A 16806-nucleotide genomic window follows, 5' to 3' on the forward strand; every position below is an offset into this window, starting at 1 on the left:
GAACGTAGAGTGAACGAAGATCGCGGTCAATACGTGCGGTTGCAGAAACGATCAGATAATCGCTGTCTCAATCCCGAGATAATCCGCATTCTCCCAATGCAGCCCGATCTCCCGCGAATAGAGACTGTGCGTGATCAACTCGGCAAACTGATCGCCAAAGCCCTCGACGTAGCGGACATGTCCGTTGTCGATAAGAACCTGCCGCGCTTTAGGGGGCACTTGCACGATGTGCTGCTGGAGACGCCGGGCTGCAGCTCCCGCCGTAAGCCAGCCGCCGCGAAGACCTGCCAGCGTCTGTCTCGACTCGTCGTCACTGGCGACGACCACCGGCAGCAGGCCACTTGCGATCAGCCGGAAGCCTTCCCCGACCGTGCGGTAGGCAAACGCGGCAAGTCCGGAGCCGATCCGGAACGCATCCATGGTCTTGATCGTGGTTGCGCGTCCATCGTCGTCCTTGGCCGGAATGCGATCAAGGCCGTCCGGTCCCTTGCGCCAATAGACCTCACCGAAGTAATCGCGCATGGCCGCGGGTGACAGCAGGTCGTTGCCATGGGCGGTCTGCATCCGTCCCATGTCGCCAATGAACCCTTTGATCTCGCGCGGGGGTTTAGCCTCTGTCGGACGAAACACGGTCACGATGCTCTGCTCCAGCGCGCGCCGGCCCTCGCGATTGCAGCGGCCGCCGGCCTGCGCGATCTGGTCGAGACCGGCCTCGGTGCGAAACACGCGCGGGAAATCCAGGTCGACGCCTGCTTCGACAAGGCTGGTGGCGATGACCCGGCACGCACGGCCTTGATGGAGTTCCTGCCGGATCTCCGCGAGGATTGCGCGACGGTCCGCGGCCACCTGCCGGGTCGTCAAATGGACGAGGCCAGCGAGCCCCGCGGTCTTCGCCGCTTGGTACAGGCCGAGCGCGTGGGCGCGGCTGTTGACGATGACGAGCGCCTGCTCGTGTCCTGTCAGTGCCGCCACGATGTCGTCGTCAGACATGTCACCGGCGAGTTCTAGACGGAAGCGTCGCAACGCGCCGTGTAGCGCGGTGGGATCCGGCGCCAGCTCTCTGTCGGGCGCCAGCTCGAAGCCGCCTGCGAAATCCGGGCACGCCAAAGCGGGCTGGGTGGCCGTGCACAGCACGATCGAGCAGCCGTAATTGCGCGCCAATTCGTCGAGCGCAGCCACGCTGGGATGCAGCACATGCAGTGGAATCGTCTGTGCCTCGTCGAGGATGATCACCGCATTGGCGAGGTTGTGCAGCTTGCGGCACCGCGACGGGCGATCCGAGAACAGGCTTTCGAACAGTTGCACGTTGGTCGTGACGACGATGGGAGCATTCCAGTCCTCCATCGCCAGCCGGAGCTTGTCGCGAGCTTCGCGCCCACCCAGCGACTCCTCGTCGATGGCCGAATGGTGTTCGAGAACGACGTCCTCGCCGAAGATACCGCGAACGATGCTGGCAGTCTGATCAATCACCGAGGTAAACGGAATCGCGCTAATGATTCGCTCCATGCCGTGATGGCGGGCGTGATCGAGCGCAAAGGCGAGCGAGGCCAAAGTTTTTCCGCCGCCCGTCGGTACGTTGAGCGTGAACAAGCCCCGCGGAGCGCCGGCCTTGGCGCGAACATGGGTCAGGATCTCGGCGCGCAAGCGATTCACTGGCGTATCGCGGACGCTCATGCCGGCCATGTGTGAATCGAGCGCGGTGATCAGCCGCCCGATGATGTCCGGCAGCGTCTCCCAGCTCCTGTCGACTTGCCGCCCTTCAACGGCCGCGTAGAAGCGCTCGGTGTCTATGCGATCCGCGTCGATCAGGCACGAGAACATCATGCGGCCCAGCATCGAGAGCTGAAACGCATGGCGGGACTTTTCCGGATGCCAGTGAAACGGATCGGGAAACAGGCCGCGTCGGTTCGCAACGATCTCCGCATGCCAGGTGGGATCGAGAGTCTCGATTGCCTTTTGCAGGCGCTGATCGAGGCTGCCCGAGCTGCCTTGCCGGTCTGGAAGCCCGGCATGATGGCCTGCGACGATGAAGGCCATCAGCTGAGCCATGACCTGGTCCGATCGATCACCGGACTGGGCATCCTGCATCAGAAGCTGGGCACCGGCGGTCGAATGGTCCACGCTGGGACCACGCCCTTGAATGTAGCGCTGGAACGCTGGCGCGTACTTTCCGAGATCGTGCAGCCAGCCTGCCAAAGCCGCCGCCGAGCCTGCTCCGAATTTTTGTCCGCGCGCTGCCGAGAGTTCCGCGACCTGTTTCAGATGGTCAAGTAGGGGCTGCCAGTCAGACCGGTCTAACGCCGACGTCGAATGAGCAAAGAACATCGAAAAATGCCGAATAAAAAAGTTTAGGAGATTATTGTTACATAAGGTCAGTGGTCCATCAAGTTTGGTATATGTTGCGGTGCGTGGTCGGGATTGTTCGAAGGTAGGGCGCTTCCACTGCTCCCTCGGCCGAGGTTTTGCTTCTTGCCTTGCAGTCGGCTGTACGTTGGACAGATTGTCGAGCACCACACCAACGCGATCTGCCTATGGTGCGTGCACGTCGACGAGTTTGGCGCATGCTCTCAGCAAAGTTGGTGGCGTCGCCATGCTTCGCCACTCTCACGCCTGCGTGGCGGATGGTTCGCGTCGATGAGCACAAAGGGATTGGCTGTGCCATTGCGTCGATACTCACAATCATAGCGCTCGATCTGTCCCGGCCTTGCCGGGATCGGTCGCCGCGTCTTGCCGACGACCTGGATCGGACTCTCATCGCCGCAAACCGTAGGCCATTCGAGAATCATAGCCCAATAAGCTCAATCAGTGCATCGAAGATGGAAATCTAGAAATGAATTCGTCGTCCACGGTGTCGCTCGCCGGAGGCATTCGCGTCCGGGACTGTCGCTGCGCGGCACCGCTATCACTGTCCCGAACGCGGGTGCCTTGTTAACCGGTCTCGCGACTGCACTCGGTCCCGGGTCCCACCGCTGACGCTGTGGCCGCTATGCTGACCCCCCTGCGGGTGCCATTTCTGCGTTTGCTCCGCTTCGGCTCGGTTATTCGAAACGCACGAATTGGCCCGTTGAAGATTCTTAGGTGCCCTTGAGCATCCGAATCCGATAGTTATCATCAGATTCACTGGGTTCTGCTCCCTGCGCCCTCAATGACACACGAGTTCTCATCTTTGCGCTCAGTCCTTCGCAATGCCCGCAGCTCAGTGCAGCGGAAGACGACGTCACCGAAGCATACCACCGCAGCAAAGACATCGGTTCCGCGCAAGAAGCGGGCAGAGGCGCCCAAGAAGGCCGTTGCGAGGCTTGCCGTGTCCTCGGCATCGCCTTTGGGACTCTTGGCGCTGCACCTCAAGGAGCAGTGGCAAGCGGCCGGTCGAAGCGGGCTCGTGTTTCTCGCCGAGAATGAGCGCAGAGCCGAGCGGTTGGCATCCGTCATTCAGGTGCTCGAGCCGGAATGTGAAGTGCTCGTCTATCCGCGGCTGAACACCTTGCCGTTCGATCTGCTCGCGCCGTCGCGTGACATCGCGGGCAGGCGAAGCGCGGTGTTGAGGCGTCTTGCAAGCGCCAAGACACCGCTCCTGCTGATCACGACGGTGGAGGCGCTGATGGAGCGCCTTCCGCTGCCGGCGGATTGGTCGGGCAGTGGGATGCAGTTGCGGGTCGGCGGCGCCTATTCCGAACAGCAGCTCGAGGCGCGTTTTGGTGGGCTCGGATATGACCTTGACGATAGCCCGGACTATCCCGGCGGTGTGCTGTTCCACGGCAACACCTTCGAGATTTTTCCGGCCGGCGCGCGCGGCCCGTTCCGGATCGAGCATTCCGGCTGCAAGATACGGCGGATTGCCGCCTTCAATCCGATCGATCAGGAGGTGATTTCCGAGCTCCAGGAGCTTCAGATCGATCCGATGTCCGAGCGACTCGCGGGCAAGCAACGGGCTCGGAACAAAGCCAGCCTGTTCGATTATTGCGCGCGAGCCAAATGGATCGGCGACGCCGAGGTCCCCAAGCATGCGGACATCTGGCTGAGCACGATCGAGGATGCCGCTCCGCGCGCCGAGCGTGATCGTGCGTATGTGAGCCGCCGCGAATGGGAACTGGCGGCGAAGAAGATGACGCTGCTGTCACCGACAGCGCCCTACCGGGCGACACCGGAGTTCTTCAAGGAAGCCGCGCCACGAAAGGCGCTGCGCGCCTTTGTCGAGGACGCGCAGCGTGGTGATGCGCGGCTAGTGTTTGCGGCTGCGGTCGAGGCGGATCTGCGGCTCATGGCGGCCATGAGCGGGATCAAGGCTGAACGTGCCGCCGATTGGGCGCAGGTCACCGCGCGAGGCAGGCGGGAAGCGGCCTTGCTGGCCGGGTTCGACGCTGGCTTCGTTGTGCCTGGACGGAAGCCGATCGTCGTCATCACCGCCTCCGATGTGTTCGGCAGCAGGGCGCATCAGCCGCAGCCTGTGAACTGGGCCTGGACGCCCGGCTTCGAATCTGTGGACCTGCCCGAGCTTGGATCGGTGGTCGTGCATCTGCAACGTGGATTGGCCCGGCTCGGCGGATTGCGGTCGATGGGCAGTGCCGGTGTCTCCGCGCGTGAGATGGTGCGGTTGGTGTTCGCCGGGAACGATGCGGTCCTGGTGCCGCTTGCGGAGCTGGCGCTGATCTGGCCATACGCGGCTGAGCTCGGCGACACCTCGCTCGACAAGGCCGATGGCAGTTCCTGGCGGCCGCGGCGGGCCGCTGCCGAGACCGAGATCCATGTCGTCGCCAAGGAGCTCGCCAAGCAGAGAAGCCAGCGCCTGCGGCGGCCGGCGCCGAAGCTGGTGCCGCGGCCGGCGAGCTACGAGCAATTCGTCGCGCGCTTCCCGTATTTCACCACGCCTGACCAGGCTCAGGCCATCCGCGATGTTCTGGATGACCTGGCGTCGGGTCATCCGATGGACCGGATCGTCTGCGGCGACGTCGGCTTCGGCAAGACCGAGGTGGCGTTGCGCGCCGCTGCAGCCACCGTTCTGGCCGGAAAACAGGTCGCGATCGTCGTCCCGACGACGGTGCTGGCGCGGCAGCATGTCGAGACGTTCCGCAAGCGATTTGCGGCGCTCGGCATCGAGGTCGGAAATCTGTCGCGCATCGCCTCGACCGCCGAGGCGCGCAAGGTGCGAGAGGGCCTGAAGAGCGGGGAGCTCAAGGTCGTCGTCGGGACGCTGTCGCTCGCATCGAAGGAGATCAAGTTTGCCGATCTCGGGCTGATCATCGTCGACGAGGAGCAGCACTTCGGCGCGGCCGACAAGGCCATGTTGTCGAGCCTCAACAAGAACGGCCACCGGCTCTGGATGAGCGCCACGCCCATCCCGCGGACGCTGGCAGCGGGCCTGACCGGCTTCCGCGATCTCAGCGTGATTGCGACTCCGCCCGTGCATCGTGTTCCGGTCGTGACCAAGGTGGCGCCGCTGTCGGATATCGCGATCGCGGCCGCCCTGGTGCGCGAGCATCGCCGCAACGGGCAGAGCTTTCTGATCTGTCCGAGGATCCAGGATCTGGATCCCATGCTGGCCCGCATTCACACGCTGGCGCCGGAGCTGCGGATCATTTCGCTTCACGGCAAGCTGCCGACAGACGAGATCGACGAGCGGCTGATGGCATTCGTCGAAGGCAAGGCCGACGTCCTGCTCGCGACCAATATCGTCGAAAGCGGGCTCGATATCCCCAGGGCGAACACCATCGTGGTGTGCTGGCCGGAAAAATTCGGTCTGGCGCAACTGCACCAGCTCCGCGGCCGCGTGGGACGCGGTGGCATCCGGGCGTTCGCGCATTTTCTCACCGACGGCGGCTCAGACCGATCGGAGCAGCGGCTGTCCGTGCTCGAGGAACTGAATCGTCCGGGAGCAGGGTTCGCCATCAGCGCGCGCGATCTCGATCTCCGTGGGGGCGGCGACATGCTGTCGGATCGCCAGTCCGGTCACGTGCAGGTGTTCGGCCCGACGCTCTATGGCCATCTGCTGACGCTGGCTTTGGAGGGCGACCGCGACGGGATGTCCGCTCTCTGGATTCCCGAGCTGAACCTGCCGATCGTCGAGCTGCTTCCCTCGGACTATGTGCAGTCGGAAGCGGTCAGGCTCGAGATCTATGCGCGGGCGGCACGATGCCGGACGGATGACGAACTGGAGGAGCTCGAGGACGAAACGCAGCGCCGCTTCGGCACGTTGCCGCCGCCGGCCTGCAACTTTTTCGCCGTGGCCCGGCTGCGGGTCAGTTGCCGTGACCGCGGCATCATGCGTCTGGATGTCGGGCCGGAGGCGATTGCCGCGACGCGGCTTCCAGGGAAGATCCGGAAATCGTATTCGCGCCTGCTGCAACGGGACGGCAACCGGGTGATTTATACGGAGCGAAGTGGTGAACCTGTCCTGCAGAGGGTCGAACGGTTTCTGGATCTGCTGGAAGACTAGCATCAAGAGGTGCGCACCCAAGTCGGATCGAGCTCTTTGTCGACGCGGAGTTGGGTGCCTGCCTTGTTCTGAACCCGTCAGGCAATCTGCCAGCGTGCTGGGTGAGCATCTGTGGGCCGGGTGGGCGCTGTGGCTTGTCGGCGGATGCAGGGCGAGGCGCCCTTAGAGTCAGAGTGCAGGCCGGGTTGGCCGTGACGGGTTGGAAGCGGCGAGAGAGTTCCGCCGCGCCCGTCGCGGAGATCCGCGATGCACGGACGGAGAGTTCGAGCGCATGCCGGTGAGGGCCGGGCGAGCCTCTATGAGGAGATCACGACCAAGATCATCGGCAAGTTGGAGGCCGGGCGCGTGCCTTGGGTTCAGCCGTGGGGAACGCAAGCAGCGAAGGCTCAGCTTGCCCTGCCTAGGAATGCGACGACGGGGCGGCCATACAGCGGGATTAACGTCCTGATTCTCTGGGGCGCCGTGATCGAGCACGGATTTGCCGGCCAAAGCTGGCTAACGTTCCGGCAGGCGCTGTCTGTCGGCGGCCATGTTCGCAAAGGTGAGCGCGGTGTCAGCCTAGTCTATGCCGATCGCTTTGTCCCCTCCGATGAGCGGCAGCGTGCCCGCGAGGTGGGTGAGGAGGCGCAGGCGATTCCGTTTCTGAAGCGGTTCACCGTTTTTAACACCGACCAATGCGACGGCTTGCCCGAGGAGCTCGCGACCGCGGCGCCACCGCCGCCGCCGGGAGCGGTAGAGCCCGTGGTGGAGACGCTGATCGCGAACAGCGGCGTCGACTTTCGGATCGGCGGTCACCGGGCGTTCTATGCTCCTGCGGAGGATTTCGTGCAGGTGCCGCCACCTGCCGCCTTCTTCGAGCCGATCAACTGGCACCGCACAGCCTTGCATGAGCTGGCCCATGCAAGTGGGCATTCGTCGCGGCTGAACCGCGATCTCTCGGGCCGGTTCGGCAGCAGCCAATATGCCTTCGAGGAGTTGATCGCTGAAATCACATCCGCCTTCAGCTGCGCCGCGCTCGGCATCGTTCCCACCGTGCGCCATGCCGACTATATCGGCACCTGGCTCGATGTCCTGCGCGAGGACAATCGCGCCATCGTCCGAGCAGCGAGCCAGGCGAGCCGTGTGGCCGACTATCTCCTCGGCTTTGCACCTGATGCGGCTGGGCAGGGCGTCACGAGCGGAGAGGATTGCGACGCTGCCTAAGTGCGGCGCTCGGGGGACGCGTGGAGAAGAGCAAGAGGGCGAGAGGTGCTCTGCGACGGGTGAAGGTCTGAGAGAGAGGTTCTTGGGCCGCCCGTCGTGGAGAACGACCGATGACCAAGGCTACCCAGAAGATCACGCTGTCGCCGTCGCGCGACATTCCCTTCAACAAGCTCGTCCTGAGCCAGTCCAACGTCCGCCGGATCAAGGGCGGCGTTTCGATCGAACAGCTGGCGGAGAGCATCGCCGAGAGGACGCTGCTACAGAGCTTGAACGTCCGCGCCGTGCTCGGTGATGATGGCAAGGAGACCGGCATGTTCGAGGTGCCTGCGGGCGGCAGGCGCTACCGGGCGCTCGAGCTTCTCGTGAAGCAGAAGCGGATGACGAAGACGCAGGCCGTGCCTTGCGTGGTACGCGATTCCGGTTCGGCCCTGGATGACTCGTTCGCCGAAAACGACCAGCGCATCGGTCTGCATCCCCTCGATCAATTCCGCGCGTTCCAGGCGCTGCGTGACAGCGGCATGAGCGAGGAGGAGATCGCGGCGCGGCATTTCGTGGCGGTCGCGGTCGTCAAACAGCGCTTGCGGCTGGCCGCTGTCTCGCCAGCGCTGCTCGATGTCTACGCCGCCGACGGCATGACGCTCGAGCAGCTGATGGCCTTCACGGTCACGGCCGATCATGCGCGCCAGCAGGAGGTCTGGGACAAGGTCAGCCGCTCCGGCTGTGATGCGCCGTACCAGATTCGCCGCCAGCTCACGGAGCAGACGGTTCGGGCGTTCGATCGCAGGGTCCAATTTGTCGGGCTCCCCGCCTACGAGGCTGCGGGCGGGCTGGTGCTGCGCGATCTCTTCGAGGCCGATGACGGTGGTTGGCTGCAGGATGTCGCGCTGCTCGATCGCCTCGTGGCGGAGAAGCTGCACTCCGAAGCCGAGCGGATCGGCGCCGAGGGCTGGAAGTGGATCGCTGCCGCCGTCGACTTCCCGTTCGGGCATACCCATGGCTTGCGCGAGCTTCAGGGAGAGCCGGCCGAGCTCACCGCCGGCGAGCAGGCCGCAATCGAAGCTCTCAGGGCCGAACAGGCCAAGCTGGAAGCGGACTATGGTCAGGTCGAGGAGCTGCCAGAGGATGTCGATCGGCGCCTCGGTGAGATCGAGGAGGCGCTGCAATCCTTCGAGGAACGGCCCATGATCTTCGATGCGGCAGAGAAGGCGCGCGCCGGCGTGTTCGTCAGCATCGACTCCGAGGGCCGTCTTCGGGTCTCCCGCGGCTTCGTTCGTCCGGAGGATGAGGCGGTCGCGACGAGTGACCAGCCGGATGCCGAAGCTGGGACGGAGGGCGATGGCCGGACCGGCATTCCGGATGAGGAGGGCAGGGCAACGGCGCCGACGATCGTGATCGGCGGCGGCCAGAGCGATGTGCCCGATGAGGAAGGGGAGGATGTCGAACGGCCTTTGCCGGACCGGCTGATCAGCGAGCTCTCGGCCTATCGCACGCTCGCTTTGCGCGATGCGCTGGGTCAGCAGCCGCAGGTCGCCTTCCAGGCGGTGCTGCACAGCTTTGTGCTGGCGACGTTCTATCCGTTCGGTTCCGCGCTCAACTGCCTGGAGATCTCGCTGCGCAGCCCGAGTTTTCCGGAGCAGCCGCCGGGTCTACAGGACAGCATTCCGGCAAAGGCGATTGCCGCCCGTCACGCGGCCTGGAAGGCGAAGCTGCCTGCCAGCGACAAGGACCTCTGGACGGCACTGACGGCGATGGACGGGACGGCGCAGGCCGAGCTCTTCGCGCATTGCGCAGCGCAGGCGGTGAACGCGATCTCCGAGCCGGCCAACCGGGTGCATCAAGGGCGCATGTCTATGTCGCTGTCGATGCAGATCGTGCCGGCATGACTGCCGCTGAAGTACTGACCGCACGGGCGCTCGATGCCGGCATCGAGGCGATCGCGTTGTGTCCTCGTCTCGAGGACTTCAACGAGGATCTGCGGCTTCTTGGGAAAGCCCAGCTCCGCGGTGCGGTACGACATCAGCTCTTGCCCGAGGATGCCGCGCGCTTCGTGGATGGGGGCAAGGCTTGAGGCATAGCCTGGATGCACCTTGGTGGCGCTGCACTCGTCGCCTCTCGCCCGGACAAAAGCCTTCTCATCTGTGACCTCCGAAAGCGCGCCGGGGCCTTCTTCAGAGGCGATCGGACGGCAGCCTGCCCGGTCCGGCAATGGCGGAAGGCGCATCCCGTCACAGCTTTGCACGGAGGCCACCGCCATGCTCGCAATTGCTCTCATCCTTGGACTGGTCAGCGTCGGGCTGTTGTGCCGAGCGCTGTTCAAGCTTGCGGTTCATGCTCTGCCGTTCTTCGTCGCGGTCACCGTTGGCATGACGGTCCTGAATGCCGGCTTCGGAGTTGGCGTGGCGATTTTGGCCGACATTACCGCGGCAGCTCTTATCTTGGCGATCGGCCGCGCCCTGTTCGCCTCTTCGACATCCTTGCTGCTACGCGGGCTTGTGGCAGCCGCGTTTCTCATCCCGGCAGCGATGGCTGGTCGGCAAGTCGCGTTTGGGGCCGCAGCCTTGATTGCCGAGCCTTCACCGTTCTGGCACGAAATCATTGGATGGTCGGGTGCGCTCCTGGTCGCCGGCTACGCTCTGCAGCAGTTGCTCCATAACGACCTGTTTCGTCCGTTGCAGTCCGAGCCGGACATCGATCGGCCTCTCCACTCCTCACGGCTGTGAACCTGGGTTGCGCAGCCCAGCCGCCTGTGGCTTGAGCAGTCCGCGATGAGGCGGTTGAAAGGCGGGATGTGACCGGCTGAGTGGAGGCGGGCGCGTCGCTCTGGAAAATTGAGCCCGCGGCGGAACGAGCCTTCCGGCGGAAGAGATAGGTACCTCGCGTTGGGCAGTCGCGGACACGGGACCTCGATTGGCACGCGCTAGTCTTTACAGGGATTTCTGATCATACGCCTGGACCGTGGCACGTCTTGTATGCTGTGGGTCGCCATGTCTCTCCTGCAACTGATCGGCTCGCGACGCACCTTGCCTCTTGATGGCTTGATCTGTCCGAAGACCGGCTGCGCCTCGATCGCCTGAGCGCAACGCCGCCGGCCAACTTTCTTCCCCTGGGCGAAGCCGCCCATTCCTCGCGGGACAAGAAAGTTGGCCGGCGGCGTCCTCCGCTGCCGCTTCAGCCCTTCGGGTGCGCCGCCGATCGCCTTCGGCCCGACATGCGCCATCGAGACCGCGGTGGTCGCGGCCCGAACCAGCCAAGGAGAGACAACATGGCTTCCATCGGTTCCTTCAAAAAGGTCGGCGACGATTTCCAGGGCGAGATCATCACCCTGAGCCTCAAGGCCAAGGGCGTCCGCATCGTCCCCGAAGCCAACCGCTCCAGCGAGAACGCGCCGAGCCACCGCGTCTACGCCGGCCGGGTCGAGATCGGCGCCGCCTGGGCCCGCCGCTCCGAAGAGGGACGCGACTATCTCTCGCTCAAGCTTGACGACCCCTCGTTCAACGCCCCGATCTACGCCAACCTGTTCGACGACGAAGGCGGCGAGGGCTACACGCTCCTCTGGTCGCGGCCGCGTAAGACCGCGGAGTGAGGAGGCGATCGCGTCCCGCTCGGGTACACCGGGCGGGGCGCAATCGACCAGGGTCGGACAAGGTCCAAGCTCGCCGAGCCTAGCCCTTCAAGGCTCGATCGCTGACACCAATCGGTGAATTCCGATGTACGAACCTAGCCACGAGCCGACGTCGCAAGCGCCGACCGGAAGGTCCGCGGCGAGCCAGGAAAAGACTTGGTGCATTCCAGGATGGCGCCTCCGAATTTGCTCCGGGAGCCAACCACCATTAATCGAGTCCCGCGAGAATTGCGCAGATGAATGGATCCTTTGCTGCGAGATACTCTTGAATGCCGCCAGTATTCTCCAATTCGAGCTTAAGCTTTAGTTCTTGGTATCTCATCCGATCCGCTGGATGTCGTCGCAGGTGGTCGCGAAAACGCAGCATTCTGGCGATTTGTGCGTGACCTTTCAGGCAGATATGGAGCTTGTGTGTGCGGACGCCGGCGACATCGCGTTTGAAGAAATGATGGTCCTGGGACAGGTCACCTCCGCGTCGGTAGCCTAAACCTTCAAACGATCGGGTCCAATCTTCCACCGTGCCGCCTGGATTGATCACCGCAAGTATGTCGATTTCACCTTTCGCAGCCAGTTCGGGTACGGCCGTGCTCCCGACGTGATGGATTTCCACCAACGCCGTGCCGAAGATAGGTCGCAGGCGAACTTCCTCGCTCGCGTATTCTTGCGGCCATCTCGGATCGTAAGGCCGTATGGGGCTAGTGAGCGGCATGCGTAAACGTTAGCCGAGACATAGATTCCGGACAACGACAAGCGTTGGCTGGACCATAACCAGACCATGCGGAAAGACCATTCAATCACCCTCTCCCCATTGACCGACCGCTCCAGATGGGATGCCCGCTACTTGCCAAGATGCGATTACCAGGCCAAGTCTCGGGCATACTCCCAGGACACGTTGGTCGTTGACCCCAGGAATGCTGCGCGGCTTGTTCGGCAGCGTCAACCTTATGGCAGTCCATTCATAGTCGGCGAGTTCGTAGCGTGTGATGCGGCCCCCAGTTTTGGGAATTTGACTCACAGGGGCTCGACCAAACGCAACGCTTCTGGCCCGGACCCGGTACGACACCAAATCGTAGTAGGGACTGAAGTCCGTCTTGCTCGTAGAGTGGCCTGTGCGAAATCAATTGGACCCTGTAGGCTGCGAGCTCATGCGTATGGCGTCCATGTTGGAGGTCGAGACAGGTCGCATCGGCGTTCTTGGTCATCGAGTAGAGATTGCACATCAGGATCTACAGCCATGTTCAATCTCGCCGAATATCGCCGCACCAATATCCGGCTCGCGGATTTCTTGCCGTGGGCCGCTCTGGTCGATGAAGGTGTGGTCCTCAACAAAGACGGCTCGCTGCAGCGGTCGGCGCGCTTCCGGGGACCAGATCTGGAAAGCTCTGTCGCGTCCGAGCTTGTCGCCGTGGCGGCCCGTCTCAACAATGCGCTCCGGCGGCTCGGATCGGGCTGGGCGATTTTCGTCGAGGCGCAGCGGCATTCGGCGGGAGCTTATCCGCCTTGCAGGTTTCCGGATGCGGCATCCGCGCTGGTCGACGCCGAGCGCAAGGCGCAATTCGAGGAGGAGGGGGCGCACTACGAGTCGAGCTACTATCTGACGTTTCTGTACCTGCCGCCACGCGAAGACGTCGCTCGTTCCGAGCGCGTGCTCTGTGAGGGCCGGCCGCAATCGGATGGCGTCAACGGCCGCGAAATCCTGCGCAGCTTCATCGACCGTACCGACCGCATCCTGCAGCTGATTGCCGGCTTCATGCCGGAATGCGGCTGGCTCGGTGACGACGCGGTACTGAGCTATCTGCATTCGACGATCTCGACGCAGCGCCAGCGGGTCCGGGTTCCAGAAATCCCGATGCATCTGGATGGGCTGCTCGCCGACCAGCCGCTGACCTGCGGCCTCGAGCCCATGCTGGGATCAGTCCACCTGCGGATCCTCACCATCATCGGCTTTCCCTCTGCCACCACGCCGGGGATTCTCGACGATCTGAACGGGCTTGCGTTTCCCTACCGCTGGACCACGCGCGCGATCATGTTGGACAAGCAGGATGCTGTGAAGCTTGTTACGCGGATCCGCCGGCAATGGTTCGCGAAGCGCAAGTCGCTCGCGGCGATCCTGAAGGAGGTCATGACCAGTGAGGCGGCGAGCCTGGTTGATACCGACGCGCACAACAAGGCTATCGACGCCGACGCGGCCCTGCAGGATTTGGGATCCGACGACGTTGGTCAGGCCTATGTCACAGCGACGGTGACCGTCTGGGATGCTGACCCGGGACGGGCGGACGAGAAGCTGCGGCAGGTCGAGAAAGTCATCCAGGGGCGCGACTTCACCTGTATGGCCGAGAGTGTGAACGCTGTTGAAGCCTGGCTCGGCGGCCTCCCAGGTCACGTCTACGCCAATGTCCGACAGCCGCCGCTGTCGACGCTGAACCTGGCCCATATGATCCCGGTGTCGGCGGTCTGGGCCGGCGAGACGCGCGATCATCATCTTAAAGCGCCGCCGCTGTTGTTCGGCCGGACGGAAGGCGCGACACCGTTCCGCTTCTCGCTGCATGTCGGTGACGTCGGCCATACGCTGGTCGTGGGCCCGACCGGAGCGGGCAAGTCGGTGCTGCTGGCGCTGATGGCTCTCCAGTTCCGCCGCTATCCCGGCGCGCAGATCTTCGCGTTCGATTTCGGCGGCTCGATGCGTGTCGCTACTCTCGCCATGGGTGGAGATTGGCACGATCTTGGTGGCGCGTTGTCGGCGGAGACGGAGGCCGCCGTCGCGCTGCAGCCCTTGGCCGGGATCGACGATATCGGCGAGCGCGCCTGGGCCGTCGATTGGATCATGAGCATCCTGGTGCACGAGAAGATTGTCGTGACCCCGGAGGCCAAGGAGCATCTGTGGTCAGCTCTGACCTCGTTGGCGTCGGCGCCCGTGGCGGAGCGTACGCTGACCGGGCTGTCCGTGCTGCTGCAGTCCAACAGCCTCAAGCGAGCGCTCAAGCCCTATTGCCTCGATGGCGCGCATGGCCGCCTGCTGGATGCCGATCACGAGGCGCTTGGCGATGGATCAGTCCAGGCCTTCGAGACGGAGGGGCTGATCGGGACAGCCGCAGCGCCTGCGGTACTTGCCTATCTGTTCCATCGGATCGCCCAGCGCCTCGATGGCCGCCCGACGCTTCTGATCATTGATGAGGGTTGGCTGGCACTGGATGATGCCGATTTTGCCGGACAGTTGCGGGAGTGGCTGAAGACCCTGCGCAAGAAGAACGCCTCCGTCGTCTTCGCGACCCAGTCTCTCTCCGACATCAACGGTTCGCCGATCGCGCCAGCGATCATCGAGAGCTGTCCCACTCGGATCCTGCTTCCCAATGAGCGCGCTATCGAGCCTCAGATCACGGCGATCTATCGCCGCTTCGGGCTGAACGATCGCCAGATCGAGCTGTTGAGCCGGGCCGTGCCGAAGCGCGACTATTTCTGCCAGTCGCGCCGCGGCAATCGCATGTTTGAACTCGGGCTGGGGGAGGTCGGGCTTGCGTTTGCCGCCGTATCATCAAAGGCTGATCAGGCCGCTGTTGCGGACGTTCTTGCGGCAGCCGGGAAGGAGGGATTTGCCGCGGCTTGGCTCCAACACCGGAATGTCGGCTGGGCCGCCGACCTCATTCCGAGCCTCGACAACCTGGAGATTCGGGCATGAGGCGGATGTGTGGTTTGGCGGCGTCAGCCGTGGCCTTTGTCCTGGTCTCGGCTGCGCCGCTACGGGCGCAGCTCGTCGTGTTCGATCCGAACAACTATGCCCAGAACGTTCTGACGGCCGCGCGCGAGTTGCAGCAGATCAACAATCAGATCCTGTCGCTGCAGAACCAGGCGCAAATGCTGATCAACCAGGCGAAGAACCTGGCGAGCCTGCCCTATTCCTCGCTGGCGCAGCTGCAGCAGTCGATTCAGCGTACCCAGGATCTCCTCAGGCAGGCTCAGCGGCTGGCCTATGACGTCCAGCAGATCGACCGCGCTTTCGCGACGACTTACGCGCCGGCTAATGGCAACACGTCAAATCAGGATCTCGTCGGCAATGCGCAGGCGCGCTGGCAGACGTCGGTGGCCGCGCTGCAGGATGCGCTCAAGGTTCAGGCGGGCGTGGTCGGCAACCTCGATACGGTCAAGAGCCAGTCGGCGGCGCTGGTCGCGGCCAGCCAGGGCGCGAGCGGCGCGCTGCAGGTGACCCAAGCCGGCAACCAGATCCTGGCGCTGCAGGCGCAGCAGCTTGCCGATCTCACGGCCGCGGTGGCCGCTCAGGGACGGGCCCAGAGCCTCGATACCGCACAGCGCGCTGCGGCCCAAGACGAGGGGCGCGAGCAGCTCCGGCGCTTCCTCGCGCCGGGACAGGGCTACCAGCCATCCAACGTGCAGATGTTTCACTGAGGATGAAGCTCTGATCTGCGGGAGCTCGGCTGTCGCTTGAGGGAGGTTGGCCCATGGCCGGAACGGGCATCATCGATCAGTTCCTGGAGACCTTCACCCGGTCGATCGATAGCGGCTTCGGGCTGCTCGGCGGCGAGGTCGGCTATCTCGCGACGACGCTGGTCGCAATCGACGTGACCCTGGCAGCGCTGTTCTGGGCTTGGGGTGGCGAGGACGACATCATCGCGCGCCTCGTGAGAAAGACCCTGTTCGTTGGCGTCTTCGCCTATCTGATCGGCAACTGGAATAGCCTGGCGCGCGTCGTCTTCGAGAGCTTCGCTGCCCTTGGCTTGAAAGCCTCCGGATCGGCGCTATCGACCGCCGACTTCCTGCGGCCTGGAAAAATCGCCCAAGTCGGCCTCGATGCCGGGCGGCCGCTGCTGCAGGCGATATCGAGCCTGATGGGCTATGTCGGCTTCTTCGAGAACTTCGTGCAGATCGCGGTTCTCCTGTTTGCCTGGCTGGTCGTGCTGCTGGCCTTCTTCATCCTCGCCATCCAGCTCTTCGTGACCCTGATCGAGTTCAAGCTGACGACGCTCGCGGGCTTCGTGCTGATCCCGTTCGGTCTGTTCGGCAAGACAGCGTTTGCGGCCGAGCGCGTGCTGGGCAATGTCATGTCCTCGGGCATCAAGGTGCTGGTGCTTGCCGTCATCTCCGGCGTCGGCTCCTCGCTCTTTGCGCAGCTGACGCAAGCGGGCGGCGGCGATCCGCCGACCATCGACAGCGCAATGGCGTTGGTGCTGGGATCGCTGTCGCTGCTTGGCCTTGGGCTGTTCGGGCCCGGCATTGCGAATGGCTTGGTGTCCGGTGGCCCGCAGCTTGGCGCCGGCAACGTCGCAGGCGCGTCCTTGGCAGCCGGTGGTCTGGCTGTGGCCGGCGTAGGGCTTCTTGCTGGAGCAGGAGGGCTCGCGGGTGGTGCAATCTCCGGCTCGACGCGAACCGCTGCATCGCTGCGCTCTGGCACGTCGAGCCTCATAAGCAACAGTGGCCGCGGAGCTGATGCGGCGGGCTCGGCCACGAGTCCATTGCGTGAGAGCAACTGTGCTTTGAGGTAGGCCGGCGATCGGCCGGCCTCAAGGCTGGCGCGAGACGCGCCCCCGCCTTCGGC

The 16806-nt window shown here is 63.9% G+C and carries 11 protein-coding genes; 9 read left to right on the forward strand and 2 right to left on the reverse strand.

All coding sequences use genetic code 11. The features are described from left to right. Positions 1-51: 51 nt before the first annotated feature. On the reverse strand, positions 52-2325 hold the full coding sequence (locus tag ACQR07_RS23940) for a CRISPR-associated endonuclease Cas3'' (RefSeq protein WP_434904573.1): 2274 nt from the start codon (positions 2323-2325) through the stop codon (positions 52-54). 820 nt (positions 2326-3145) lie between these two features. Between ACQR07_RS23940 and ACQR07_RS23945 the strand changes: the two genes are divergently transcribed. The 6 genes from ACQR07_RS23945 (at position 3146) to ACQR07_RS23970 (ending at position 11219) form a co-directional block, all read left to right on the forward strand. Then, the gene (locus ACQR07_RS23945; RefSeq protein WP_434904574.1) at positions 3146-6433 is read left to right on the forward strand and encodes a DEAD/DEAH box helicase; all 3288 of its coding nucleotides are present in this window, start codon (positions 3146-3148) and stop codon (positions 6431-6433) included. Positions 6434-6679: 246 nt separating this feature from the next. Next, positions 6680-7636: an ArdC family protein gene (locus ACQR07_RS23950; RefSeq protein WP_434904575.1), complete on the forward strand. Its 957-nt coding sequence runs from the start codon at positions 6680-6682 to the stop codon at positions 7634-7636. Between the two features lie 110 nt (positions 7637-7746). Continuing rightward, a complete protein-coding gene (locus ACQR07_RS23955) occupies positions 7747-9519 on the forward strand; it encodes a ParB/RepB/Spo0J family partition protein (protein ID WP_434904576.1) in 1773 nt (590 codons plus the stop codon). Then, complete coding sequence (locus tag ACQR07_RS23960) at positions 9420-9704, forward strand: toprim domain-containing protein (RefSeq protein ID WP_434904577.1); 285 nt, start codon at positions 9420-9422, stop codon at positions 9702-9704. Before ACQR07_RS23955 ends, ACQR07_RS23960 begins: the two co-directional genes overlap by 100 nt. A 184-nt stretch (positions 9705-9888) precedes the next feature. Then, positions 9889-10356, forward strand: coding sequence for a hypothetical protein (locus ACQR07_RS23965; protein ID WP_434904578.1), 468 nt, complete (start codon positions 9889-9891; stop codon positions 10354-10356). Positions 10357-10898: 542 nt separating this feature from the next. Continuing rightward, complete coding sequence (locus ACQR07_RS23970; protein ID WP_006611602.1) at positions 10899-11219, forward strand: DUF736 domain-containing protein; 321 nt, start codon at positions 10899-10901, stop codon at positions 11217-11219. Between the two features lie 247 nt (positions 11220-11466). Here the strand turns inward: ACQR07_RS23970 and ACQR07_RS23975 are convergent, their stop codons facing one another. Beyond that, a complete protein-coding gene (locus tag ACQR07_RS23975; protein WP_434904579.1) occupies positions 11467-11967 on the reverse strand; it encodes a GrpB family protein in 501 nt (166 codons plus the stop codon). Between the two features lie 525 nt (positions 11968-12492). Between ACQR07_RS23975 and trbE the strand changes: the two genes are divergently transcribed. Genes trbE through trbL form a run of 3 tightly spaced genes read left to right on the forward strand, consistent with a single transcriptional unit; the run spans position 12493 to position 16753 of the window. Next, positions 12493-14934 (forward strand): conjugal transfer protein TrbE, encoded by a 2442-nt coding sequence (gene trbE, locus ACQR07_RS23980; RefSeq protein ID WP_434904595.1) that lies wholly within the window; start codon positions 12493-12495, stop codon positions 14932-14934. Continuing rightward, entirely contained in the window at positions 14931-15659 is a 729-nt protein-coding gene (trbJ, locus tag ACQR07_RS23985) for a P-type conjugative transfer protein TrbJ (protein ID WP_434904580.1), read from the forward strand. Before trbE ends, trbJ begins: the two co-directional genes overlap by 4 nt. A 53-nt stretch (positions 15660-15712) precedes the next feature. After that, positions 15713-16753, forward strand: a complete 1041-nt coding sequence (trbL, locus tag ACQR07_RS23990; RefSeq protein ID WP_434904581.1) for a P-type conjugative transfer protein TrbL — start codon at positions 15713-15715, stop codon at positions 16751-16753. The last annotated feature ends 53 nt before the right edge of the window (positions 16754-16806 follow it).

Origin of the sequence: Bradyrhizobium sp. HKCCYLS20291 (assembly GCF_051167715.1) — a bacterium.
Lineage (GTDB): Bacteria > Pseudomonadota > Alphaproteobacteria > Rhizobiales > Xanthobacteraceae > Bradyrhizobium.

Coding starts and splice junctions, on each gene's coding strand:
- ACQR07_RS23940 (WP_434904573.1), bottom strand. CDS start 2,325: ATGTTCTTTGCTCATTCGACGTCGGCGTTAGACCGGTCTGACTGGCAG.
- ACQR07_RS23945 (WP_434904574.1), top strand. CDS start 3,146: ATGACACACGAGTTCTCATCTTTGCGCTCAGTCCTTCGCAATGCCCGC.
- ACQR07_RS23950 (WP_434904575.1), top strand. CDS start 6,680: ATGCACGGACGGAGAGTTCGAGCGCATGCCGGTGAGGGCCGGGCGAGC.
- ACQR07_RS23955 (WP_434904576.1), top strand. CDS start 7,747: ATGACCAAGGCTACCCAGAAGATCACGCTGTCGCCGTCGCGCGACATT.
- ACQR07_RS23965 (WP_434904578.1), top strand. CDS start 9,889: ATGCTCGCAATTGCTCTCATCCTTGGACTGGTCAGCGTCGGGCTGTTG.
- ACQR07_RS23970 (WP_006611602.1), top strand. CDS start 10,899: ATGGCTTCCATCGGTTCCTTCAAAAAGGTCGGCGACGATTTCCAGGGC.
- ACQR07_RS23975 (WP_434904579.1), bottom strand. CDS start 11,967: ATGCCGCTCACTAGCCCCATACGGCCTTACGATCCGAGATGGCCGCAA.
- trbE (WP_434904595.1), top strand. CDS start 12,493: ATGTTCAATCTCGCCGAATATCGCCGCACCAATATCCGGCTCGCGGAT.
- trbJ (WP_434904580.1), top strand. CDS start 14,931: ATGAGGCGGATGTGTGGTTTGGCGGCGTCAGCCGTGGCCTTTGTCCTG.
- trbL (WP_434904581.1), top strand. CDS start 15,713: ATGGCCGGAACGGGCATCATCGATCAGTTCCTGGAGACCTTCACCCGG.